The sequence below is a fragment of the Eikenella glucosivorans genome (assembly GCF_016025525.2).
Taxonomy (GTDB): domain Bacteria; phylum Pseudomonadota; class Gammaproteobacteria; order Burkholderiales; family Neisseriaceae; genus Eikenella; species Eikenella glucosivorans.
This window is the reverse complement of the sequence record NZ_JACSGR010000007.1, coordinates 106,764-129,995: the sequence shown is the minus strand read 5'-3', so window position 1 is coordinate 129,995 and position 23,232 is coordinate 106,764. Positions and strand designations below refer to the sequence as shown.

Genomic DNA, 23,232 nt, shown 5'->3' with positions numbered 1-23,232 from the left:
GGCTACCTGAAAACTTCAAGGCTTTTTCAGGTAGCCTTTGACTGAGTGCGGCGGCTTTGCCGCAAGCAAACCAAACAAACGATAAGGCTACCTGAAAACTTGGCTTCGGCGCCGTTGGAAGCCGGCAGCCACAACTTATTTTGCGAGGAAATAATGTCGAAGAACCTGCTGATTGTTGAGTCTCCCAACAAGATTAAATCGATTAAAAAATATTTGGGCAGCGATTTTGAAGTGTTGGCTTCCTTCGGCCACGTGCGCGATTTGGTGCCGAAAAACGGCGCGGTTGATCCCGAGCACGATTTCGCCATGAAATACGAAGTGCCGGCCAAGAGCAAGAAACACATCGACGCCATCGTGGCCGCCGCCAAAGAAGCCGACACCCTCTACCTGGCCACCGACCCGGACCGCGAAGGCGAAGCCATCTCCTGGCATATCTACGAAATCCTCAAATCCAAACGCGGCATCAAAAACCTGGAAGAGCGCACTCAGCGCGTGGTGTTCCACGAAGTGACCAAAAAAGGCGTGCAGGAAGCGCTGAAGCAGCCGCGCAAGCTGGATATGGGCTTGGTGGACGCGCAGCAGGCCAGGCGCGCGTTGGATTATCTGGTGGGCTTCAACCTTTCTCCGCTGCTGTGGAAGAAAATCCGCCGCGGCCTGAGCGCCGGCCGCGTGCAAAGCCCCGCCCTGCGCCTGATTTGCGAGCGCGAAAACGAAATCCGTGCCTTTGAAACACAGGAATACTGGAGCGTGCATCTTGACAGCCACAAAGGCCGCCAGAAATTCGGCGCCAAGCTCACGCATTGGCAGGGCAATAAGCTGGAGCAATTCTCCTTAGGCAACGAAGCCGCGCAAGCGGAAGTGTTGGCCGCCATGCAGGGCAAGCCGGCGCAGGTGCTGGAAGTGGCCAAGAAAAAGGCCACCCGCAAGCCCGCCGCGCCCTACACCACCTCCACCATGCAGCAAGATGCCGTGCGGAAGCTCGGCTTCACCACCGACCGCACCATGCGCACCGCGCAGCAGCTGTTTGAAGGAGTGGACGTGGGCCAAGGCTCGGTGGGCCTGATTACCTATATGCGTACCGACAGCGTAACCCTGTCGCAAGACGCGCTGGCCGAAATCCGCCACTATATCGACAACAAAATCGGCGCCGATTTCCTGCCCAAGTCGCCGCGCATGTACCGCACCAAATCGAAAAACGCGCAGGAGGCGCACGAAGCCATCCGCCCCACTTCGGTATACCGCACGCCCGAAAGCGTGAAGCCTTTCCTGAGCGCCGACCAATTCAAGCTCTACCAGATGATTTGGCAGCGCACCATGGCCTGTCAGATGGCCGAAGCCAAGTTCGACGCCACTACGGTGGACATCAGCGTGGGCGAAGGCGTGTTCCGCGCCACCGGCCAAGTGTTGGTGTTTGCCGGCTTTTTGAGCGTGTATCAGGAAGGGCACGACGAAGACGACGAAGATGAAGACAACAAAAAGCTGCCCGAATTGGAATCCGGCGAAACCCTGCCGGTGGACAAGCTCTACGGCGAGCAACACTTCACCCAGCCACCGCCCCGCTTCAATGAAGCCACACTGGTGAAAGCGCTGGAAGAATTCGGCATCGGCCGCCCCTCCACCTACGCCAGCATCATCAAAACGCTGAAAGACCGTGAATACGTCACCGTGGATCAGCGCCGCTTCCTGCCCACCGACACCGGCGAAATCGTCAACAAATTCCTCACCGAACACTTCACCCAATACGTGGATTACGATTTCACCGCCAAGCTGGAAGACCAGCTCGACGACATCGCCAGCGGCAAGCGGCAGTGGATTCCGGTGATGGACAAATTCTGGAAAGGCTTCCACAAGCAGATTGAAGAAAAAGCCGGCATCGAGCGCGCCAAAATCACCACCGAAGAGCTGGATGAAACCTGCCCCAAATGCGGCCAGCACAAGCTGCAAATCAAATTCGGCAAACGCGGCCGCTTCATCGCCTGCTCCGGCTACCCCGATTGCGACTACACGCGCAACCTCAACGAAACCGCCGAAGAAGCCGCCAAAGCCGCCGAAGAGCCCACCATTGTGGAAGGGCGCGAATGCCCCAAATGCGGCGGTCAGCTGGTGTATAAAAAAGGCCGTTTCGGCAAATTCATCGGTTGCGCCAACTATCCCAAGTGCAAACACATCGAGCCCTTGGAAAAACCGAAAGACACCGGCGTGGCCTGCCCCAAATGCGGCAAAGGCCATCTGATAGAGCGCAAGTCGCGCTACGGCAAGCTGTTTTACAGCTGCAACACCTACCCCGATTGCGACTACGCCACCTGGAACCCGCCCATCGCCGAAGAATGCCCGAAATGCCACTGGCCGGTGCTCACCATCAAAACCACCAAACGCTGGGGCGTGGAAAAAGTCTGCCCGCAGAAAGAGTGCGGCTGGAAAGAGCAAATCGAGCCGCCCGCACCGAAGGCTTGAGCCGTCTGAGTTCAACAAAAGGCTACCTGAAAATTCCGCCAAAGATTTTCAGGTAGCCTTCCGTCAGGTATTTGCATTCGGTCGGCAGGCTACCTGAAAACCTGAAGAGGGTTTGCGGTTTTAACTTCGCAGAAACTTAGCTTGGGCTGTGCCAAGGTATCATTTTCAGGTAGCCTCACCAGACAGGAGGGCAACTGCACGCAAAAAAGCAGCCTGCAAACCGCTATCGGTTGAGGCTGCTTTTGGTTCGCGGCGGCATGCGGCCTTATTTCCGCAAGCCCGAAACAATAGCTAAAATGGCTATGGCGCCCAGCGTGGAAGCAATCCAGCCCGCCGGTTGGCCGATGGCATACCAGCCCATCGTCTGCCCGACCCAGCTGGCCACCACCGAGCCGCCGATGCCCAGCAGCGTGGTCATGATGATGCCCAGCCGTTGCGCGCCGGGATACAGGAATTTGGCCAATACGCCGATGATGAAGCCGATAATGATGGTGCTGATCATGTTGGGGTTTCCTTTGTGGTGTGGATAGGTGGTAACCATATTAGGGAAGCGGGCGGCTTTTCAAGCGAAAGGCTGCCACAAAGAGGCTACCTGAAAAATAAAACGATCGTCTAACAGCATGAAAACAAAAAACAACAGCAAACACAGCAACCAAGTCCGCATCATCGGCGGCGAGCACCGCGGGCGCAAAATCAAATTCGCCTCGGCAGAAGGCCTGCGCCCTACGGCAGACAGCGTGCGCGAGCGCCTGTTTAACTGGCTGGGGCAGGATTTGGCCGGGAAAAGCGTGCTGGATTTGTTTGCCGGCAGCGGCGCGCTCGGGCTGGAAGCGGCCTCGCGCCATGCGGCCAAAGTGGTATTGGTGGAAAGCAACCGGCGGACTGCAGCCGCTTTGCAACAACAGGTGCGCGAGTTTGGGCTACCTGAAAAAGTGAGCGTGCACACGGGAGAGGCGTTGGATTATTTGGCTGCGGCGCAGGAAGGGTTTGATGTGGTGTTCCTCGATCCGCCGTTTGTTTGGCAGGAATGGGTGCGGTTGTTTGAACTTTTGCAACCGCGTTTGCAGGCCGGAACGCGGGTATATGTAGAGGCGGGTGAGTTTCCGCCGCTGCCTGAGTATTTGGCTGTGTTGAAAGAAGGCCGTTCGGGCTTGAGCCGGTATGCGCTGCTGGTATGCGGGCTGGGGTGAGTTGCATTTAATAACTGTTCTCAAAGGAGAAATTTTATATTTTCCAGCCGAGAACAGGCTACCTGAAAACCGGCTTGTGCTATAATCCCGCGCCTTCGGTTTTGGATAATTACAGCGGATCAGCTTTAAACAGGGGCGGCCTGCCGCCCCTGTGCTGGTTTAAAGCTAATCCGCTATAGAAAAGCACTGAAGAGGAAAAAAATGTCTCTTTTTATTACTGACGAATGCATCAACTGCGACGTATGCGAGCCGGAGTGCCCCAACGACGCCATTTCGCAGGGGGAGGAAATCTATGAGATCGATCCGAACCTGTGCACGCAGTGTGTCGGCCACTACGATGAGCCGCAATGCCAGCAGGTATGCCCGGTGGACTGCATTTTGATCGACGAGGAAAACCCGGAAAGCGAAGAGCAGTTGCGCGCAAAATACGAAAAAATCATTTTGCTGAAAAAAGCGTGATGCAGAATTTGTTGTAAAAATATTGCGTTGGCAAGAGCTGAGAAAATAGCTTAAAAAATTGCTTGACGAGTATTTGTGAAAAAGGCTATATTCGCGCTCTCTTTTGGTGGGATTCCCGAGCGGTCAAAGGGGGCAGACTGTAAATCTGTTGCGAGAGCTTCGAAGGTTCGAATCCTTCTCCCACCACCACATTGATGTTTGGGGCAATAAGTGCGGGTGTAGCTCAATGGTAGAGCAGAAGCCTTCCAAGCTTACGGTGAGGGTTCGATTCCCTTCACCCGCTCCAATAAACTTTTAAGGCCCATGTAGCTCAGGGGTAGAGCACTCCCTTGGTAAGGGAGAGGTCGGCAGTTCAAATCTGCCCATGGGCACCATCTGATTTTATCCCTTCTGTTAACTTTTATTTAAGCTAAGGAAATTGCCATGGCTAAGGAAAAATTCGAACGTAGCAAGCCGCACGTAAACGTTGGCACCATTGGTCACGTTGACCATGGTAAGACCACGCTGACCGCAGCGCTGACCACCATTTTGGCTGAGAAATTTGGCGGACAGGCCAAAGCCTACGACCAGATTGACAACGCCCCGGAAGAAAAAGCCCGCGGCATCACCATCAACACCGCCCACGTAGAATACGAAACCGAGCACCGCCACTACGCCCACGTAGACTGCCCCGGCCACGCCGACTACGTGAAAAACATGATTACCGGTGCTGCCCAGATGGACGGCGCCATCCTCGTCGTATCCGCCGCCGACGGCCCCATGCCCCAGACCCGCGAACACATCCTACTCGCCCGTCAGGTAGGCGTACCCTACATCCTCGTATTCATGAACAAATGCGACATGGTAGATGACGCCGAGCTGCTCGAACTCGTAGAAATGGAAATCCGCGACCTGCTCTCCAGCTACGACTTCCCCGGCGACGACTGCCCCATCGTACAAGGTTCCGCCCTCAAAGCCCTCGAAGGCGATGCTGGCTACAAAGAAAAAATCTTCGAACTGGCCGCCGCTCTCGACAGCTACATTCCCACTCCTGAGCGCGCCATCGACAAACCCTTCCTGCTGCCGATTGAAGACGTATTCTCCATCTCCGGCCGCGGTACCGTGGTAACCGGCCGTGTAGAACGTGGCGTTATCCACGTTGGCGACGAAATCGAAATCGTCGGCCTGAAACCCACCCAGAAAACCACCTGCACCGGCGTCGAAATGTTCCGCAAACTGCTCGACGAAGGCCAGGCAGGCGACAACGTAGGCGTACTGCTGCGCGGTACCAAGCGCGAAGAAGTGGAACGCGGCCAAGTGCTGGCCAAACCCGGCAGCATCACCCCGCACACCAAGTTCAAAGCCGAAGTGTACGTATTGAGCAAAGAAGAAGGCGGCCGTCACACCCCGTTCTTCGCCAACTACCGTCCGCAATTCTACTTCCGCACCACAGACGTAACCGGTGCTGTAGAACTGGAACCCGGCGTAGAGATGGTGATGCCCGGCGAGAACGTAACCATTACCGTAGAACTGATTGCCCCGATTGCGATGGAAGAAGGCTTGCGCTTTGCGATTCGCGAAGGTGGCCGTACGGTAGGTGCCGGTGTGGTTGCTTCTGTAATCGCTTAAGGTTTAGAGGCCAGTAGCTCAATTGGTAGAGTATCGGTCTCCAAAACCGAGGGTTGGGGGTTCGAGACCCTCCTGGCCTGCCAAAAAAGACTAACCGGCTCGCCGGTTAGTCTTTAATTTTGTATTTTATTTAAGTGTGAATTTAGGATGATTGCTAAATGAGTGATCGTAAGCAAAAAGCAAAAGAGATGGCTGTTACCCTATCTGCGAAATCGTCACGACATGAGTCACGTGATCGGGTGCAAAGTATTCAAAAGAAAAGCCGACTGGGAAATACAATTAAGTTGTTGTTAGCGGCAATGCTGGTTTTGGGTGGGGCTACAGCTTTTTCTCTTTTAACTCAGCAATCACTATATATTCGTTGGATATTATTAGGTGCTTCCATATTATTGGCAGTGCTGATCATTTTTGTATGGTGTGATACAGGGCCAAAATTAATTCGGTATATTAAAGATTCTATTACGGAAATAAAAAAAGTAGTGTGGCCAGCTGGAAATGAGGCATGGCGCAATACTTTTTTTGTATTAGTTTTTACAGCTGTAATGACGGTATTTTTGTGGCTGGTAGATACATTTTTGGTGTGGCTATTAGTTGCGCTAAGTAGCGGTAAGTGATAGGAGGGGAGGTAATGGCTAAGAATTGGTATGTCATCCAAGCTTATTCTGGGTTTGAAAAAAATGTCCAAAAAACCCTTAAAGAACGCATTGCTAGGGAAGGGATGGAGAGTTTTTTTGGCCAAATTTTAGTACCCGTTGAAGAGGTTGTAGGTGTAAAAAATGGGCGGAAAACAGTTAGCGAGCGAAAGTTTTTTCCAGGTTACGTGCTGATTGAAATGGAAATGACGGATGAATCATGGCATTTGGTTAAAAGTACACCTCGGGTGAATGGGTTTATTGGAGGTACGGCTAATAAGCCTTTGCCTATTACGCAGAGAGAGGTTGATGCTATTATGTCTCAAGTTGCTGATGCTTCTGGTGGCGAGAAAAAGCCTAAGCCTAGAGTTGAGTTTGAGGTTGGGCAGCAGGTTAGGGTGAGTGAAGGGCCATTTTCTGATTTCAATGGTCTTGTGGATGATGTGGATTATGAGAGGAATAAGCTGCGAGTCTTAGTGCAAATTTTTGGAAGAGAGACTCCTGTTGAGTTGGATTTTAGCCAAGTTGAAAAAATCTAATGCTGACCGCTTGGCAAGAAGCTAAATATTCCTTTATAATAAGCAGTTCGATTTTTGGGGAGCAGAAAGTTCTGCGTATTTACCCGTTTAGGAGCTAATTGTGGCAAAGAAAGTTGTAGGATATATTAAACTGCAGATTCCTGCAGGGAAGGCAAACCCTTCTCCACCAGTTGGTCCGGCTTTGGGGCAGCGTGGTTTGAATATCATGGAGTTTTGTAAGGCATTTAATGCGGCAACACAGAATGTGGAGCCGGGATTGCCAATTCCAGTGGTAATTACTGCGTTTGCGGATAAGTCTTTTACATTTGTAATGAAGACTCCGCCGGCAAGTATTCTGCTGAAAAAAGCAGCAGGATTGCAAAAAGGTAGTTCAAATCCGCTAACTAATAAAGTGGGTAAGGTTAGTCGCGCGCAATTGGAAGAAATTGCTAAGACTAAGGAGCCGGACCTGACTGCAGCTGATTTGGATGCTGCTGTCCGTACGATTGCTGGTTCTGCCCGTTCAATGGGCTTGGATGTGGAGGGTGTGTAATGACTAAATCATCTAAACGCTTCCAAGAGCTTCGTTCTTCTGTTGATTCGAACGTGCATTATCCGATTGATGAAGCAATTGAGTTGATTAAAAAAACAGCTACTGCTAAGTTTGATGAGTCTGTTGATGTGGCCATCAACTTGGGTGTTGATTCACGTAAGTCTGATCAAGTCATTCGCGGTTCTGTAGTGTTGCCCAAGGGTACTGGTAAGACAGTACGCGTTGCTGTATTTACCCAAGGCGCAAACGTTGAAGCAGCTAAAGAAGCTGGGGCTGATATCGTTGGTTTTGACGATTTGGCTGCTGAAGTAAAAAAAGGCAATTTGGACTTTGATGTTGTAATTGCCTCCCCAGATGCCATGCGTGTTGTGGGTCAGCTGGGTACTATTTTGGGTCCGCGTGGTTTGATGCCTAACCCGAAGGTGGGCACGGTTACACCTAACGTGGCGGAAGCCGTGCGTAATGCCAAGGCCGGTCAGGTTCAATACCGTACTGATAAGGCCGGTGTGGTTCATGCCACTATTGGACGTGCTTCATTTGAGGCCGCCGCATTGCGTGAAAACTTTGATGCATTGTTGGATGCCGTGGTTAAAGCTAAGCCGGCGGCAAGTAAAGGGCAGTATTTGAAGAAGATTGCTCTATCCAGCACTATGGGGCCGGGCGTACGCGTGGATGTTGGTAGCGTTAATAGTTAAGTGAAATTTTCAGGTAGCCTTTGGCTGTGCTAAGAGGCTACCTGAAAACGGACTGCTTGTACTTGCTATAAGTAGAGTCCAAGACCGTAGGGATCGTTAAGATTTAATAATTACCCTACGCAGACGGTAGTCCTGAGGTATATGCAACTAGTTGTTTGCAAAATGTCTTTTCAGGTTGCCGAACTGGTGGGATATCGATAGATATCCTTTGATAAACAGTAGGAGGTAGACCTTGAGTCTTAGTATCGAAACTAAAAAAGCAGTGGTGGAAGAGATTGTTGCCGGTATCGGCAATGCTCAGACCATGGTGCTTGCCGAATACCGCGGTATCAGTGTTGCCAGCATGACTGAATTGCGTGCTAATGCACGTAAAGAAGGTGTGTATTTGAGAGTGTTAAAAAACACTTTGGCACGTCGTGCGGTGGAAGGTACTTCTTTTGCCGAACTGGCTGAGCACATGGTCGGCCCGTTGATTTATGCCGCATCTGAAGATGCGGTTGCGGCGGCAAAAGTATTGCACCAGTTCTCTAAGAAAGATGAGAAGCTGATTGTTAAGGCAGGCTCATATGACGGCAAAGTTTTGGATGCCGCTCAGGTGGGTGCCCTAGCCGCTATTCCGAGCCGTGAAGAATTGCTGTCTAAATTGCTATTCCTCATGCAGGCTCCTTTGTCTGGCATGGCCCGCGGCATGGCTGCTTTGGCTGAGAAAAAAGCTGGTGAAGAAACAGCTGCTTAATCGAAATTTATTTGTTATTTGTTATTTATTTAATTAGGAGTTTATAGCATGGCTATTTCTAAAGAAGACATTTTGGAAGCAATTGGTAACCTGACAGTAATGGAACTGAATGACTTGGTTAAAGAATTTGAAACCAAGTTTGGTGTTTCCGCTGCCGCAGTTGCTGTTGCAGCTGGTCCCGCTGGTGCTGCTGGTGAAGCTGAAGCGAAATCTGAAGTGGATGTAATTTTGGCTGCCGCCGGCGATCAGAAAGTTGGCGTGATCAAAGTGGTTCGTACCATTACCGGCTTAGGCTTGAAAGAAGCCAAAGATATGGTTGACGGTGCTCCGAAAACCATTAAAGAAGGTGTTACGCCGGCTGAAGCTGAAGAAATTAAGAAACAGTTGGAAGAGGCTGGCGCCAAAGTCGAAATCAAATAAGCAGTCTAATGTGAACAGGCTGGCAGAAATCTGCCAGCCTTCTTTCGCTTAAAAAGTATAGATTCCTAATATTTTACATATATTTGCTATTAGGTTTGTGATAATCGCAAATATATGTAAATTTGAATGCTGTGCGAGATGTTGTCCTGCATTAAAAGATGAAATCCATATCTCTTATTATTTGGAGTGTTTTGCAATGAGTTATTCGTTCACTGAAAAGAAGCGTATTAGAAAGAGCTTTGCTAAAAGGGACAGTGTACTGGAAGTGCCTTACCTGCTGGCAACGCAGTTGGAGTCTTATCACAAATTCCTTCAGCAGGATTGTGCTTTTGACAAACGCCAAGACGAGGGCTTGCAGGCGGCGTTTAATTCTATTTTCCCGATTGTAAGCCACAATGGCTATGCTCGTTTGGAGTTTACTCATTACACCTTGGGTGAGCCGTTATTTGATATTGCAGAATGCCAGCTGCGTGGCATTACTTATGCCGCCCCATTGCGCGCCCGCATTCGGCTGGTGATTTTGGATAAAGAATCATCCAAGCCCAATGTGGTGAAAGAGGTTCGTGAAAATGAAGTATATATGGGAGAAATTCCGCTGATGACGCCGTATGGCTCTTTTATCATCAACGGTACAGAACGCGTTATCGTGTCTCAATTGCACCGCTCTCCCGGTGTATTCTTTGAACATGATCGAGGTAAGACCCATTCTTCCGGTAAACTTTTATTCTCTGCCCGCATTATTCCGTATCGTGGTTCTTGGTTAGATTTGGAGTTTGATCCGAAAGATTTATTGTATTTCCGTATTGACCGCCGCCGTAAAATGCCAGTGACTATTTTGTTGAAAGCACTCGGCTATACGGCAGAACAGATTCTCGACATTTTCTATGATAAAGAAACATTTTATCTGACCAAAGAAGGCATAGAGACTGATTTGGTATTGTCTCGCTTGAAAGGTGAGACAGTTAAAGCCGATATTTGCGATCAGGATGGCAAAGTATTGGTTGCCGCTGGCAAGCGTGTTACAGCTAAAGCATTGCGCGATATTGAGAAAGCCGGCTTGAAACGGTTGCACGTGGAAACAGAAGCCTTGGTCGGCAAGGTGCTGGGTAAGGATGTGATTGTTCCCGATACCGGCGAAGTGCTGGCGGAAGCTAATAGCGAAATTACCGAAGAATTGCTCGCTCAGTTGGAAATTCAGGGTGTAACGGAAATTCAGACCCTGTATATCAATGAGCTGGGTCATGGCGGTTATATTTCTTCCACTTTACGAGTGGACGAAACCGCTGATCAAACTGCTGCCCGTATTGCCATCTACCGCATGATGCGTCCCGGCGAGCCGCCGACTGAAGAAGCGGTGGAGATGCTGTTTGACCGACTGTTCTTCAACGAAGCCAGCTACGACTTGTCTCGTGTTGGCCGTATGAAGTTTAACACCCGCACATACGAGCAAAAACTGAGCGAAGACCAGAAGCATTCTTGGTTTGGCCGTTTATTGAGCGAAACGCTAGCCGGCGGAGCCGAAAAAGGCGGATTCATCCTCAGCACTGAAGATATTGTGGCTTCTATTGCCACTTTGGTTGAGCTGCGCAACGGCCATGGCGAAGTGGACGATATCGACCACTTGGGCAACCGCCGTGTGCGTTCTGTGGGCGAGTTGACCGAAAACCAATTCCGCTCGGGTTTGGCTCGTGTCGAACGCGCCGTTAAAGAACGCCTGAATCAGGCCGAAGCCGACAATCTGATGCCAACTGATTTGATCAATGCTAAGCCGGTATCCGCCGCCATCAAAGAATTTTTTGGTTCCAGCCAGCTGTCGCAATTTATGGATCAGACTAACCCGCTGTCGGAGGTGACCCATAAGCGCCGTGTATCCGCGCTCGGCCCGGGCGGCTTGACCCGCGAACGCGCCGGCTTCGAGGTGCGCGACGTACACCCGACCCACTATGGCCGCGTGTGCCCGATCGAAACGCCGGAAGGTCCGAACATCGGTTTGATCAACTCGTTGTCGGTGTATGCACGCACCAATGATTACGGTTTCTTGGAAACGCCGTACCGACGCGTGGTGGACGGCCAAGTAACCGATCAAATCGACTACTTGTCTGCCATCGAAGAAGGCCGCTATGTGATTGCCCAGGCCAATGCCGAATTGGATAAGAAAGGCTACCTGAAAGGCGATTTAATCACTTGCCGCGAAAAAGGCGAAACCATTATGGCCACCTCAGACCGCGTGCAATACATGGACGTGGCCACCGGCCAAGTGGTATCTGTGGCCGCCTCGCTGATTCCCTTCCTGGAGCACGACGACGCCAACCGTGCCTTGATGGGTGCCAACATGCAGCGCCAGGCCGTGCCCTGCCTGCGTGCCGAAAAACCGCTGGTCGGCACCGGTATCGAACGTTCCGTGGCCGTAGATTCGGCTACTGCCATCGTGGCCCGCCGCGGCGGCGTGGTGGAATATGTGGATGCCAACCGTATCGTGGTGCGCGTACACGACGAAGAAACTGTGGCCGGCGAAGTGGGCGTGGATATCTACAACTTGGTGAAATTCACACGCTCTAACCAGTCCACCAACATCAACCAGCGTCCGGCCGTGAAAGCCGGCGACGTGTTGCAGCGCGGCGACCTGATTGCCGACGGCGCCTCCACCGATTTGGGCGAACTGGCGCTCGGTCAGAATATGACCATTGCCTTCATGCCTTGGAACGGCTACAACTACGAAGACTCGATTCTGATTTCCGAAAAAGTGGCCGCCGCCGACCGCTACACCTCCATCCACATCGAAGAGCTGAACGTAGTGGCACGCGATACCAAGCTGGGCGCGGAAGAAATCACCCGCGACATCCCCAACCTTTCCGAGCGTATGCAAAACCGCCTGGATGAAAGTGGCATCGTATACATCGGTGCCGAAGTGGAAGCCGGCGACGTATTGGTGGGCAAGGTAACGCCCAAGGGTGAAACCCAACTCACACCGGAAGAAAAACTGCTGCGTGCCATCTTTGGCGAAAAAGCCTCCGACGTGAAAGACACTTCGCTGCGTATGCCCACCGGTATGAGTGGCACGGTTATCGACGTGCAGGTGTTCACCCGTGAAGGCATCCAGCGCGACAAACGCGCCCAGTCGATTATCGACGGCGAACTGAAACGCTACCGCCAAGACTTGGGCGACCAGCTGCGTATTTTCGACAACGACGCTTTCGACCGCGTAGAGCGCATGATCGTCGGCCAGAAAGCCAACGGCGGCCCGCTGAAGTTGGGCAAAGGCAAGGAAATTACTGCCGAATACCTGGCTTCCCTGCCCACCAAGCACGACTGGTTTGATATCCGCGTGGCCGATGAAGACATCGCCAAGCAGATGGAGCTGATTAAGCTTTCGCTGCAACAGAAGCGTGAAGAGGCCGATGAACAGTACGAAATCAAGAAAAAGAAAATGACTCAGGGCGACGAACTGCCTCCTGGCGTGCAGAAAATGGTCAAAGTGTTCATTGCTATCAAACGCCGTTTGCAGGCAGGCGACAAAATGGCCGGCCGCCACGGTAACAAAGGCGTGGTATCGCGCATCCTGCCGGTGGAAGACATGCCCTATATGGCAGATGGCCGCACCGTGGACATCGTGCTCAACCCGCTGGGCGTACCGAGCCGTATGAATATCGGCCAGATTCTGGAAGTACACTTGGGCTGGGCTGCCAAAGGCATCGGTCAGCGCATCGAGAAGATGCTGGCCGAAGAGCGCAAGGTGAAAGACATCCGCGCCTTCTTGGAAAAACTGTACAACGGCAGCGGCAAGAAGGAAGACCTCAAGTCGCTCAGCGATGCGGAGATCCTCGAATTGGCCGAAAACTTGAAGAGCGGCGCCACCTTTGCCTCGCCTGTGTTCGACGGTGCCAAAGAACAGGAAATCTACGACATGCTCGAGCTGGCCTACCCCAGCGACGACCCCGAAGTGCAGAAGCTCGGCTTCAACGACACCAAAACCCAGATCACCCTGTATGATGGCCGCTCCGGCGAACCGTTCGACCGCAAGGTGACCGTGGGCGTGATGCACTATCTGAAGCTGCACCACTTGGTGGACGAAAAAATGCACGCCCGCTCCACCGGCCCGTATTCGCTCGTTACCCAGCAGCCGCTGGGCGGTAAGGCGCAGTTCGGCGGCCAGCGTTTCGGTGAGATGGAGGTGTGGGCGCTGGAGGCTTACGGCGCCGCCTACACGCTGCAGGAAATGCTGACCGTGAAATCGGACGACGTGACCGGCCGCACCAAAATGTATGAAAACATCGTGAAGGGCGAACACAAAATCGAAGCCGGCATGCCGGAGTCCTTCAACGTGCTGGTGAAAGAAATCCGTTCGCTGGGCTTGGATATCGATATGGAGCGCTATTAGGCGGAAATTTTCAGGTAGCCTCAGAGGCTACCTGAAAATGGCAGCGGCTTGTTTTGACAGGCGGCATTCCCTCTGCCGAATCAGCCCGTAAATATTCCCGCCAAACCGCCGTTCCATATTTTTCAGGTAGCCTGAGGCTACCTGAAACAGAGTGAGCAAAATATAAAATCCTGATTAGGAGCAAAAATGAATTTGTCGAACTTGTTTAACCCCCTGCAAGCCGCAGGCATGGAAGAAGAATTCGATGCCATCAAGATCGGCATCGCCTCGCCGGACACCATCCGCTCTTGGTCTTACGGCGAAGTGAAAAAGCCGGAAACCATCAACTACCGCACCTTCAAACCCGAGCGCGACGGCCTTTTCTGCGCCAAAATTTTCGGCCCGGTGAAAGACTACGAATGCTTGTGCGGAAAATATAAGCGTTTGAAATTTAAGGGTGTAACCTGCGAGAAGTGCGGTGTGGAAGTGACCCTGTCCAAAGTGCGCCGCGAGCGCATGGGCCACATCGAGCTGGCTGCGCCCGTGGCCCACATCTGGTTCTTGAAATCGCTGCCCTCCCGCCTCGGCATGGTGCTGGACATGACCCTGCGCGATATCGAGCGCGTGCTGTATTTCGAAGCCTTCGTGGTGACCGATCCCGGCATGACCCCGCTGCAACGCCGCCAGCTGCTCACCGAAGAAGACTACTACGCCAAGCTGGACGAATACGGCGAAGACTTCGACGCTAAAATGGGTGCCGAAGGCATCCGCGAGCTGCTGCGTTCACTGGACATCACCGCCGAAATCGAAATCTTGCGCCAGGAATTGGACAGCACCAACTCTGAAACCAAAATCAAAAAACTGGCCAAACGCCTGAAAGTGTTGGAAGCCTTCCACAGAAGCGGCATGAAGCTGGAATGGATGATTATGGACGTGTTGCCCGTGTTGCCACCAGATTTGCGCCCGTTGGTGCCGCTGGATGGTGGCCGCTTCGCCACTTCCGATTTGAACGACCTGTACCGCCGCGTCATCAACCGCAATAACCGCCTGAAACGCCTGCTGGAGCTGCATGCGCCCGACATCATCGTACGCAACGAAAAACGCATGCTGCAAGAAGCTGTGGACAGCCTGCTGGACAACGGCCGCCGCGGCAAAGCCATGACCGGTGCCAACAAACGCCCGCTCAAATCCCTGGCCGACATGATTAAAGGTAAAGGTGGCCGCTTCCGCCAAAACCTGTTGGGCAAACGCGTGGACTACTCCGGCCGCTCCGTGATCACCGTCGGCCCCTATTTGCGCCTGCACCAGTGTGGTTTACCGAAGAAAATGGCGTTGGAGTTGTTCAAGCCGTTTATTTTCCACAAACTGGAAGTGCGCGGTTTGGCCGCCACCATTAAAGCTGCCAAAAAACTGGTGGAGCAGGAAGTGCCGGAAGTGTGGGACATTTTGGAAGAAGTAATCCGCGAACACCCGATTATGCTGAACCGTGCGCCGACGCTGCACCGTTTGGGCATCCAGGCCTTCGAGCCGATTTTGATCGAAGGCAAGGCCATCCAGCTGCATCCCTTGGTGTGTGCCGCGTTCAACGCCGACTTCGACGGCGACCAAATGGCCGTGCATGTGCCCTTGAGTTTGGAAGCGCAGATGGAAGCCCGTACCCTGATGCTGGCCTCCAACAACGTGCTCTCGCCTGCTAATGGCGAGCCGATTATCGTGCCCTCGCAGGACATCGTGTTGGGTCTGTACTACATGACCCGCGATAAAATCAACGGTAAAGGCGAAGGCAGCCTATTCTCCGACGTGAAAGAAGTGCATCGCGCTTATTACACCAAACAGGTGGAACTGGGTACCAAGATTACCGTCCGTCTGCAGGAATGGCTGAAAAACGACCAAGACGAGTTCGAGCCGGTAACCAAGCGCTACGAAACCACTGTTGGCCGTGCGCTGCTTTCTGAAATCCTGCCCAAAGGCCTGCCGTTTGAATACATCAACAAAGCGCTGAAGAAAAAAGAAATCTCCCGCTTGATTAACGCCTCGTTCCGCCTGTGCGGCCTGCGCGATACGGTGATTTTTGCCGACCATCTGATGTACACCGGCTTCAGCTTCGCGGCCAAAGGCGGCATCTCCATTTGTGTGGATGACATGGAAGTGCCGAAAGAGAAAGCCAAACTGTTGTCTGAAGCACAGAAAGAAGTGAAGGAAATCGAAGACCAATACCGCCAAGGTTTGGTCACCAACGGCGAGCGCTACAACAAGGTAGTGGACATTTGGGGCCGTGCCGGCGATAAGATTGCCAAAGCGATGATGGACAACCTTTCCAAACAGAAGGTAATCGACCGCGAAGGCAAGGAAGTGGATCAGGAGTCCTTCAACTCCATCTATATGATGGCCGACTCCGGCGCCCGCGGTTCCGCCGCCCAGATCAAGCAGCTTTCCGGTATGCGCGGCCTGATGGCCAAGCCGGACGGTTCGATTATCGAAACGCCGATTACTTCCAACTTCCGCGAAGGCCTCACCGTATTGCAATACTTTATCGCCACCCACGGTGCGCGCAAAGGTTTGGCCGATACCGCGCTGAAAACCGCCAACTCAGGCTATCTGACCCGCCGCTTGGTGGACGTAACCCAAGATTTGGTGGTGGTGGAAGACGATTGCGGCACCCACGACGGCTTCGTGATGAAGGCCGTGGTACAGGGCGGCGACGTGATCGAAGCCCTGCGTGACCGAATTTTGGGACGTGTGACCGCGCAAGACGTGGTGGATCCCTCCAGTGGCGCCACCCTGGTGGAAGCCGGTACCCTGCTCAACGAGCAGCTGGTGGATTTGATCGACCGCTCCGGCGTGGACGAAGTGAAAGTCCGCACCCCGATTACCTGCAAAACCCGCTATGGCCTGTGTGCCAAGTGCTACGGCCGCGATTTGGCACGCGGCAAACTGGTGAACACCGGCGAAGCCGTGGGCGTGATTGCCGCGCAATCCATCGGCGAACCGGGTACCCAGCTGACCATGCGTACCTTCCACATCGGTGGTGCTGCTTCGCGTGCCGCCGCTGCCAGCCAAGTGGAAGCCAAATCCAACGGTACCGCCCGTTTCAGCAGCCAGATGCGCTATGTGGCCAACAATAAAGGCGAATTGGTGGTGATCGGCCGCTCCTGCGAATTGGTGATCCACGACGAAGTGGGCCGCGAGCGCGAGCGCCACAAAGTGCCCTATGGCGCCACCCTGCTGGTGCAGGACGGCTCTGCGGTGAAGGCCGGCCAAACCATAGCCACCTGGGATCCGCATACCCGCCCGATGATTACCGAATACGCCGGCCGCGTGCGCTTTGAAAACGTGGAAGAAGGCGTAACCGTTACCCGCCAAACCGACGAAATCACCGGCCTTTCCACTTTGGTGGTGATCGATGGCAAACGCCGCTCCAGCAGCAGCAAACTGCTGCGTCCGACCGTGAAACTGTTGGATGAAAACGGCGAAGAAGTGACCGTGCCCGGCAGCGAAACCCCGGTGTCCATGGCCTTCCCTGTGGGTGCGGTAATTACTGTGCGCGAAGATCAGGAAGTGGGCAAGGGCGACGTGCTGGCGCGTATCCCGCAGGCTTCTTCCAAAACCCGCGACATCACCGGTGGTCTGCCGCGCGTGGCCGAGCTGTTTGAAGCCCGCGTGCCCAAAGACGCCGGCATGCTGGCCGAGGTTACCGGCACCGTCTCCTTCGGTAAGGAAACCAAGGGCAAACAGCGCCTGGTGATCACTGATTTGGAAGGTGCGGCACATGAAACCCTGATTTCTAAAGAGAAACAGATTCTGGTGCACGACGGCCAAGTGGTGAACCGCGGCGAGATCATCGTGGACGGCTCGGTGGATCCGCACGACATCCTGCGCCTGCAGGGCATTGAAGCCCTGGCGCGCTACATCGTGCAAGAAGTGCAGGAAGTGTACCGCCTGCAAGGTGTGCGCATTTCCGACAAGCACATCGAAGTGATCATCCGCCAGATGCTGCGCCGCGTGAACATCGCCGACCCCGGTGAAACCGGCTTCATCACCGGCGAGCAAGTGGAGCGCGGCGATGTGATGCAGGCCAACGAACGTGCCACCGCCGAAGGCAAAGAGCCGGCACGCTTCGACAACATCCTGCTGGGCATCACCAAAGCCTCGCTCTCCACCGACAGCTTCATTTCCGCCGCTTCCTTCCAGGAAACCACCCGCGTGCTCACCGAAGCCGCGATTATGGGCAAGAAAGACGACTTGCGCGGCCTGAAGGAAAACGTGATCGTGGGCCGTCTGATTCCGGCCGGCACCGGCCTGACCTACCACCGCAGCCGCCGTGCGCAGTGGCAGGCACACCACGAAGCGCAGGTGAACGAAAAGGTGGACGAAGCCGCCGAATAAGGCTTGAGGCTACCTGAAAAGCAAAAGGCTGAGACCGCATGGGCGGTTTCGGCCTTTTTTGTTTGCTGGCGGTTTTCAGGTAGCCTCATGTGGTATGGGGCGGGCGATGGCCGTTGGCACCGCCGTGTTGCATTTTACGAAGATGGCAAGGCTGGCATTGCTGTGCCGGAGAAGCATTTAAGGCTACCTGAAAAATGTGGCAGGGCGGTTTTAACGGGCGTGGAAGCTTAGGTTTTGGCCCCGCAGGAAGGTATTTCATTTGTTTGGACGCAAGTCGCCGCACGGATTTTCGGCTCAAAGGACGAAGGGTGAAACCGTCTTTTTGCCCTTTAAGCCGTATTTTCAGGTAGCCTGCGGCGGGGCTTAGGCAGCCTCGACGGGTTTGCGGCTGCATACGGCGATGAAGCCCATGCTGCGCGCGGGGTCGTTGAAGGTGCGGTACATGCGTTTGAAAGTGTCGCGGTTTTCGGCTTTGAGCGCGTTTTTGAGGATGCGCAGGGTGCGGCGCCAGCCTTCGTCGTGCAGCAGGCCGGCGGGGGAGAGCAGGGTCATGCCGCCGCTGAGGGTGGTGATGCCGGCAAAGCCGCCTTGGCGGAACAGTTCCGTCCAGGCGTTTTCGGTGAGCGGGGTGACTTTGACTTGGATGGTGTCGCGCAGGCGTTGGACAACGGCTTCGGTGTCGGGTCCGCTGACGACCACGTCGTGGGTGAGCAGTACGCCGCCAGGCTTGAGCACGCGGAAGTATTCGGCCACGGCCATTTGTTTGTTGGCGAGCGGCAGCATGGTGAGCATGGCTTCATTGATGACGATGTCGAAGCTGTTGTCGGGGAAGGGCAGGGCGGTGGCGTTGGCGTGCTGCACTTGCACGAGCCGTTCCAAGCCGGCGGCGGCGATGTTTTGCCGGGCTTTGGCCAGGGCGTTGTCATCCAAATCGACGCCGGTGATGGGGCAGCCGAAGCGTTGGGCGAGGCCGATGGCGGTGGTGCCCATGTTGCAGGCCACTTCGAGCACGCGGGTGTCGGGGGCGAAGCGGGTTTGGCTGATGAGCCAGTCGGTGGCGCGGCGGCCGCCGGGGCGCAGGCGGGTTTTGCCGAGGCGGGCGAGGAAGTGGTGGCCGGTTTGGTCTTTGGACATGATGCTCTCCTGTGCGGTGTGGATGGGCTGCCGGAGGCTACCTGAAAATGCGAACAGGCGGCGAAATGCGGCAGTGATGGAAACGGGTTGGAGAGTGGTTTGAGGCGCCGGATGATTGTTGTGTGTAAGGGGCGGCGCTGACGGGTTTATACTGGAAAAGGGCGGGTGCGGCAAGCGGGCGCTTGGGGCTACCTGAAAAATGGGGCAGGGGGTTTGGCTGCCGAGAGGCTTGCTTCGGCTGCGTTGAAATATGGCTGCGTTTCGTTGTATCCCGGGTTTCAGGTAGCCTGTGGTGCGTATGGTTCGAATGAATAAGGAAAAGGCTACCTGAAAACCGGTTTCTGATTTTCAGGTAGCCTTTGATGCTCGGCTTAGGCTGGGCGGTTTAGTCCAGCTTGCCGTGGCATTGTTTGTAGCGCAGGCCGCTGCCGCAGGGGCAGGGGTCGTTGCGGTGCACCAGCTGGCCGCGGGCGGCGAGGGCTTGGGGGCTGAAGTCATCTGCGGCAAACTCGGCGGCTTCGGGGCTGCCGTTGGCGGCAAGGAAGGTGATGTCGGGCGCGGGGGCGTGGGTTTCCTGGTAGTCCACCGGGATGGGGGCGCTTTCCTGGGCCACGGGTTCGTTCAGTTCGAAGCGTACTTGCGACAGGAGCTTGGCGGTTTCGCCACGGATGCTCTGCCACAGGTTTTGGAACATCTCGAAGGATTCCATTTTGTATTCCTGCTTCGGATTTTTCTGGGCGTAGCCGCGTAGGTGGATGCCTTGGCGCAGGTAGTCCATGGCGGAGAGATGTTCGCGCCATTGCGTGTCCATCACTTGCAGGAAGATGTTGCGCTCGAACTGATGCATCAGCTCGGGGCCGACCAGGTTGGTTTTGGCGGTGTAGGCGAGGTCGGCCAGCTGCCAGGCGCGCTCTTTCACGTCTTGGTTGTCGAGCGTGGGGTCTTGCTTGAGCCATTCGGATACGGGGGCGTCGATGAGGAACTCGGCGTGCAGCTGTTTTTCCAGTGCGGGCAGGTCCCATTGCTCTTCGATGCTGTCGGCGGGCATATAGAGATCGACCAGGTTGTCCACGGCTTCTCGGCGCATTTCGGTCATCAGCTCGGAATTATCGGCGGTTTCCAACACTTCGTTGCGGCGGCTGTAGATGACTTTGCGCTGGTCGTTGGCCACGTCGTCGTATTCCAGCACCTGTTTGCGCATATCGAAGTTGCGGCCTTCCACTTTGCGTTGGGCGCTTTCGATTTGGCGGGTGAGCAGGTTGGCTTCGATCGGGATGCCGCGCTCGGGAGCGAGTTTGTCGAGCAGGGCGGCGTGCCGGTCGAGAGCGAACAGGCGCAACAGTGGGTCTTCAAACGAGAGGTAGAAACGGCTGGAGCCGATGTCGCCCTGACGGCCGGCGCGGCCGCGCAATTGGTTGTCGATGCGGCGGCTTTCGTGGCGTTCGGTGCCGACGATGTGCAGGCCGCCGGCGGCGATCACGCGGTCGTGCTCTTCCTGCCAGCCGTCTTCCAGCGCTTTGATGCGCCGTTCTTTTTCTTCATCGCTCAAGTCGGGATTATTGCGGATGATGTGGCTGAGGTGTTTTACGTTGCCACCGAGCACGATGTCGGTGCCGCGGCCGGCCATATTGGTGGCCACGGTAATCATGCCGGTTTTGCCGGCCTGCGCCACGATGTCGGCTTCGCGGGCGTGTTCTTTGGCGTTCAATACATTATGCGCTAGGCCGGCGCGGGAGAGCAGGTTGGATACCAGCTCGGAGTTTTCGATGCTGGTGGTACCCACCAGGATGGGCTGGCCTTTGGCGTGGCGCTCTTTGATGTCGGCCACCACGGCTTCGTATTTCTCTTCGGCAGTGCGGAACACTTGGTCGTTGTGGTCTTTGCGGATCATCGGCCGGTTGGTGGGGATGATCACGGTTTCGAGGCCGTAGATGCTTTGGAACTCGTAGGCTTCGGTGTCGGCGGTGCCGGTCATGCCGGAGAGTTTGCTGTAGAGTCGGAAATAGTTTTGGAAGGTGATGGAGGCCAGGGTTTGGTTTTCTTTACGGATTTCCACGCCTTCTTTGGCTTCCACGGCCTGATGCAGGCCTTCCGACCAGCGGCGGCCGGCCATCAGGCGGCCGGTGAATTCGTCCACAATCACGATTTCGCCGTCTTGTACCACATAGTGTTCGTCGAGATTAAACAGGCTGTGGGCGCGCAGGGCGGCCATCAGGTGGTGCATCAGCGCGATGTTGGTGGTGGAATAGAGCGATTCGCCTTCTTTGAGCAGGCCCATACTGGTGAGGATTTGTTCGGCGTGTTCGTGCCCGGCTTCGCTGAGCAATACGGTACGGTTTTTTTCGTCCACCCAGTAGTCGCCTTCGCTGTCTTCTTTTTCCTGCCGTTTCAGTTGTGCCGGCACTTTGTTCATGATCAGGTAAAGATCGGTGTTGTCGTCGGCCTGGCCGGAGATGATGAGCGGGGTGCGGGCTTCGTCGATGAGGATGGAATCCACTTCGTCGACCACGGCGAAGTTCAGCTCGCGCTGCACTTTGTCGCTCAGCTGGTGCACCATGTTGTCGCGCAGGTAGTCGAAGCCGAATTCGTTATTGGTGCCGTAGGTGATGTCGGCACCGTAGGCTTCGTGTTTGGCGTCTTGATCCATATTGGCTATGATCACGCCCACCTTCATACCGAGGAAGTTGTAGAGCGGGCTGAGGATTTCGGCGTCGCGGGAGGCGAGGTAGTCGTTTACCGTAACCACGTGCACGCCTTTGCCGGAAAGGGCGTTGAGATACACGGCCAGCGTGGCCACCAGGGTTTTGCCTTCACCGGTGCGCATTTCGGCGATTTTGCCCTGGTGCAGCACCATGCCGCCGATAAGCTGCACGTCGAAATGGCGCATGCCGAGGGTGCGGCGGGAAGCTTCGCGGCATACGGCAAAGGCTTCTTCCAGAATGTCGTCGAGGGTTTCGCCTTTGTCCAGCCGCTGCTTGAATTCGGCGGTTTTGGCTTGCAGGGCGGCATCGTCGAGGGCTTGGATGGCGCCCTCCATGCTGTTGATGCGCGCCACGGATTTGCGGTATTGTTTCAGGAGCCGGTCGTTGCGGCTGCCGAACACTTTTTTGGCCAATGAAGTAATCATAAAATATTTAATCCCTTATGCGGCATTGCTGTTGCCGGGTAGTAGAATAGGGGGCATGCAAAATAAAAAGCGGCGATGCCGTATCGTTTTATTTCGGATGAACATAACGGGTAATTTTAGCATAATCAAACCCGTTCGCGCTTGCTAATATGGCCTGCCTGTGCGGGATTTCAAGCGGGGCGGGCGGGGGTGGGCGGTGAAAACGCGGTCGTTTATTGGAAACTGGGTTTTCAGGTAGCCTTTTGTGGTTTTACCCTGATGGTTTGATTGACTGTTTTCTTTTTCAGGTAGCCTTAATTATGTCTGAACTCGACCGCCTTGATCCGGGCCGGCACAGCCTGCACAGCCGGGAGCAGATGAGCCGCGGCGATTTGGCGCTGCACGATTTGATTGTGCAGGCTGAGGGCTGGCGGCACACGGCGGAAGCGCTGGAAGCGAACCTGCCGGCCAAGCTGCGCCGCTATTGCCGGGCGGTGCGGCTGCGTGACGGGGTGCTGGTGTGGTATGCGGATAACAATATGGCGGCGGCGCGGTTGCGGATGCTTTCGCCGGGGCTGCTGCCGGCCTGGCGCTCGGTATGCCCGGAGGCGCGGGAGGTGCTGGTGAAAATCAGCCCGCGCGAACCGGAGCGGGAGAAGGTGAAACAGGCGCATTTGAGCCGGGCTGCGGCGGAGAAGTGCCGCGAAATGGCGGAGGGCTTGGCCCGGCATCCGGAATTGGCGGCGGCACTGCGGCGTTTGGCTCGGCATGCGGATGAGGGGGAAGGCGGGGCTTAGGTTTGGGCGGAAGCCGGTTGGATTCGTGAGTGAACCTAGTTGCCTGCGGGTTTTGTTTGACTGCGTTGAAGTTGCTGCTTTCAGGCGGCTTCTTTTTTAATGGCTTTATATTTTCAGGTAGCCTGTTGGCAAAAGGAAAACAGCATGATGGATGGCCATGCTGTTTTTGTATTTGAGGCTACCTGAA

General features: G+C 54.7%; 16 protein-coding genes and 4 tRNA genes. 17 read left to right on the top strand and 3 right to left on the bottom strand.

Annotated features, from left to right (window positions below; translation table 11 throughout):
- Window positions 1-153 precede the first annotated feature (153 nt).
- The gene (gene topA / locus H9Q10_RS09885; protein WP_197903814.1) at window positions 154-2,454 is read left to right on the top strand and encodes a type I DNA topoisomerase; all 2,301 of its coding nucleotides are present in this window, start codon (window positions 154-156) and stop codon (window positions 2,452-2,454) included.
- Window positions 2,455-2,719: 265 nt separating this feature from the next.
- Here topA and H9Q10_RS09880 read toward each other — a convergent pair whose 3' ends face one another.
- A complete protein-coding gene (locus H9Q10_RS09880) occupies window positions 2,720-2,956 on the bottom strand; it encodes a GlsB/YeaQ/YmgE family stress response membrane protein (protein ID WP_197903813.1) in 237 nt (78 codons plus the stop codon).
- Between the two features lie 118 nt (window positions 2,957-3,074).
- Here H9Q10_RS09880 and rsmD point away from each other — a divergent pair, with 118 nt between their 5' ends.
- From rsmD to rpoC, 15 genes are all read left to right on the top strand, one after another.
- A complete protein-coding gene (gene rsmD / locus H9Q10_RS09875; RefSeq protein ID WP_197903812.1) occupies window positions 3,075-3,644 on the top strand; it encodes a 16S rRNA (guanine(966)-N(2))-methyltransferase RsmD in 570 nt (189 codons plus the stop codon).
- 201 nt (window positions 3,645-3,845) lie between these two features.
- Window positions 3,846-4,103 carry a YfhL family 4Fe-4S dicluster ferredoxin gene (locus H9Q10_RS09870; protein ID WP_067595242.1) on the top strand — a complete coding sequence of 86 codons (258 nt, stop codon included), beginning with the start codon at window positions 3,846-3,848 and terminating at the stop codon, window positions 4,101-4,103.
- A 105-nt stretch (window positions 4,104-4,208) separates the two neighbouring features.
- Window positions 4,209-4,292 (top strand) — tRNA-Tyr (locus tag H9Q10_RS09865).
- Window positions 4,293-4,315: 23 nt separating this feature from the next.
- Window positions 4,316-4,389: transfer RNA gene (locus tag H9Q10_RS09860), tRNA-Gly, on the top strand.
- A 13-nt stretch (window positions 4,390-4,402) separates the two neighbouring features.
- Window positions 4,403-4,477, top strand: a tRNA-Thr gene (locus H9Q10_RS09855).
- Between the two features lie 49 nt (window positions 4,478-4,526).
- On the top strand, window positions 4,527-5,711 hold the full coding sequence (gene tuf, locus H9Q10_RS09850) for an elongation factor Tu (RefSeq protein ID WP_197903811.1): 1,185 nt from the start codon (window positions 4,527-4,529) through the stop codon (window positions 5,709-5,711).
- Between the two features lie 7 nt (window positions 5,712-5,718).
- Window positions 5,719-5,794 (top strand) — tRNA-Trp (locus tag H9Q10_RS09845).
- 75 nt (window positions 5,795-5,869) lie between these two features.
- A complete protein-coding gene (gene secE / locus H9Q10_RS09840) occupies window positions 5,870-6,325 on the top strand; it encodes a preprotein translocase subunit SecE (protein WP_197903810.1) in 456 nt (151 codons plus the stop codon).
- Window positions 6,326-6,339: 14 nt separating this feature from the next.
- Complete coding sequence (gene nusG, locus H9Q10_RS09835; protein ID WP_197903809.1) at window positions 6,340-6,882, top strand: transcription termination/antitermination protein NusG; 543 nt, start codon at window positions 6,340-6,342, stop codon at window positions 6,880-6,882.
- A 100-nt stretch (window positions 6,883-6,982) separates the two neighbouring features.
- Window positions 6,983-7,414, top strand: a complete 432-nt coding sequence (gene rplK / locus H9Q10_RS09830; protein ID WP_197903808.1) for a 50S ribosomal protein L11 — start codon at window positions 6,983-6,985, stop codon at window positions 7,412-7,414.
- Window positions 7,414-8,109, top strand: a complete 696-nt coding sequence (gene rplA / locus H9Q10_RS09825; RefSeq protein ID WP_197903807.1) for a 50S ribosomal protein L1 — start codon at window positions 7,414-7,416, stop codon at window positions 8,107-8,109. Before rplK ends, rplA begins: the two co-directional genes overlap by 1 nt.
- A 232-nt stretch (window positions 8,110-8,341) precedes the next feature.
- Window positions 8,342-8,845 carry a 50S ribosomal protein L10 gene (rplJ, locus tag H9Q10_RS09820; protein ID WP_197903806.1) on the top strand — a complete coding sequence of 168 codons (504 nt, stop codon included), beginning with the start codon at window positions 8,342-8,344 and terminating at the stop codon, window positions 8,843-8,845.
- Window positions 8,846-8,893: 48 nt separating this feature from the next.
- Window positions 8,894-9,265, top strand: coding sequence for a 50S ribosomal protein L7/L12 (gene rplL, locus H9Q10_RS09815; protein WP_197903805.1), 372 nt, complete (start codon window positions 8,894-8,896; stop codon window positions 9,263-9,265).
- Window positions 9,266-9,461: 196 nt separating this feature from the next.
- Window positions 9,462-13,643 (top strand): DNA-directed RNA polymerase subunit beta, encoded by a 4,182-nt coding sequence (gene rpoB / locus H9Q10_RS09810; RefSeq protein WP_197903804.1) that lies wholly within the window; start codon window positions 9,462-9,464, stop codon window positions 13,641-13,643.
- Window positions 13,644-13,829: 186 nt separating this feature from the next.
- The gene (gene rpoC, locus H9Q10_RS09805) at window positions 13,830-18,008 is read left to right on the top strand and encodes a DNA-directed RNA polymerase subunit beta' (protein WP_197903803.1); all 4,179 of its coding nucleotides are present in this window, start codon (window positions 13,830-13,832) and stop codon (window positions 18,006-18,008) included.
- Window positions 18,009-18,371: 363 nt separating this feature from the next.
- On the opposite strand, the gene H9Q10_RS09800 is transcribed toward rpoC, so the two are convergent.
- On the bottom strand, window positions 18,372-19,142 hold the full coding sequence (locus H9Q10_RS09800) for a class I SAM-dependent methyltransferase (RefSeq protein ID WP_197903802.1): 771 nt from the start codon (window positions 19,140-19,142) through the stop codon (window positions 18,372-18,374).
- 385 nt (window positions 19,143-19,527) lie between these two features.
- Window positions 19,528-22,269, bottom strand: coding sequence for a preprotein translocase subunit SecA (gene secA / locus H9Q10_RS09795; RefSeq protein WP_197903801.1), 2,742 nt, complete (start codon window positions 22,267-22,269; stop codon window positions 19,528-19,530).
- Between the two features lie 299 nt (window positions 22,270-22,568).
- Here secA and H9Q10_RS09790 point away from each other — a divergent pair, with 299 nt between their 5' ends.
- Entirely contained in the window at window positions 22,569-23,045 is a 477-nt protein-coding gene (locus H9Q10_RS09790; RefSeq protein WP_197903800.1) for a DciA family protein, read from the top strand.
- Window positions 23,046-23,232: the final 187 nt, after the last annotated feature.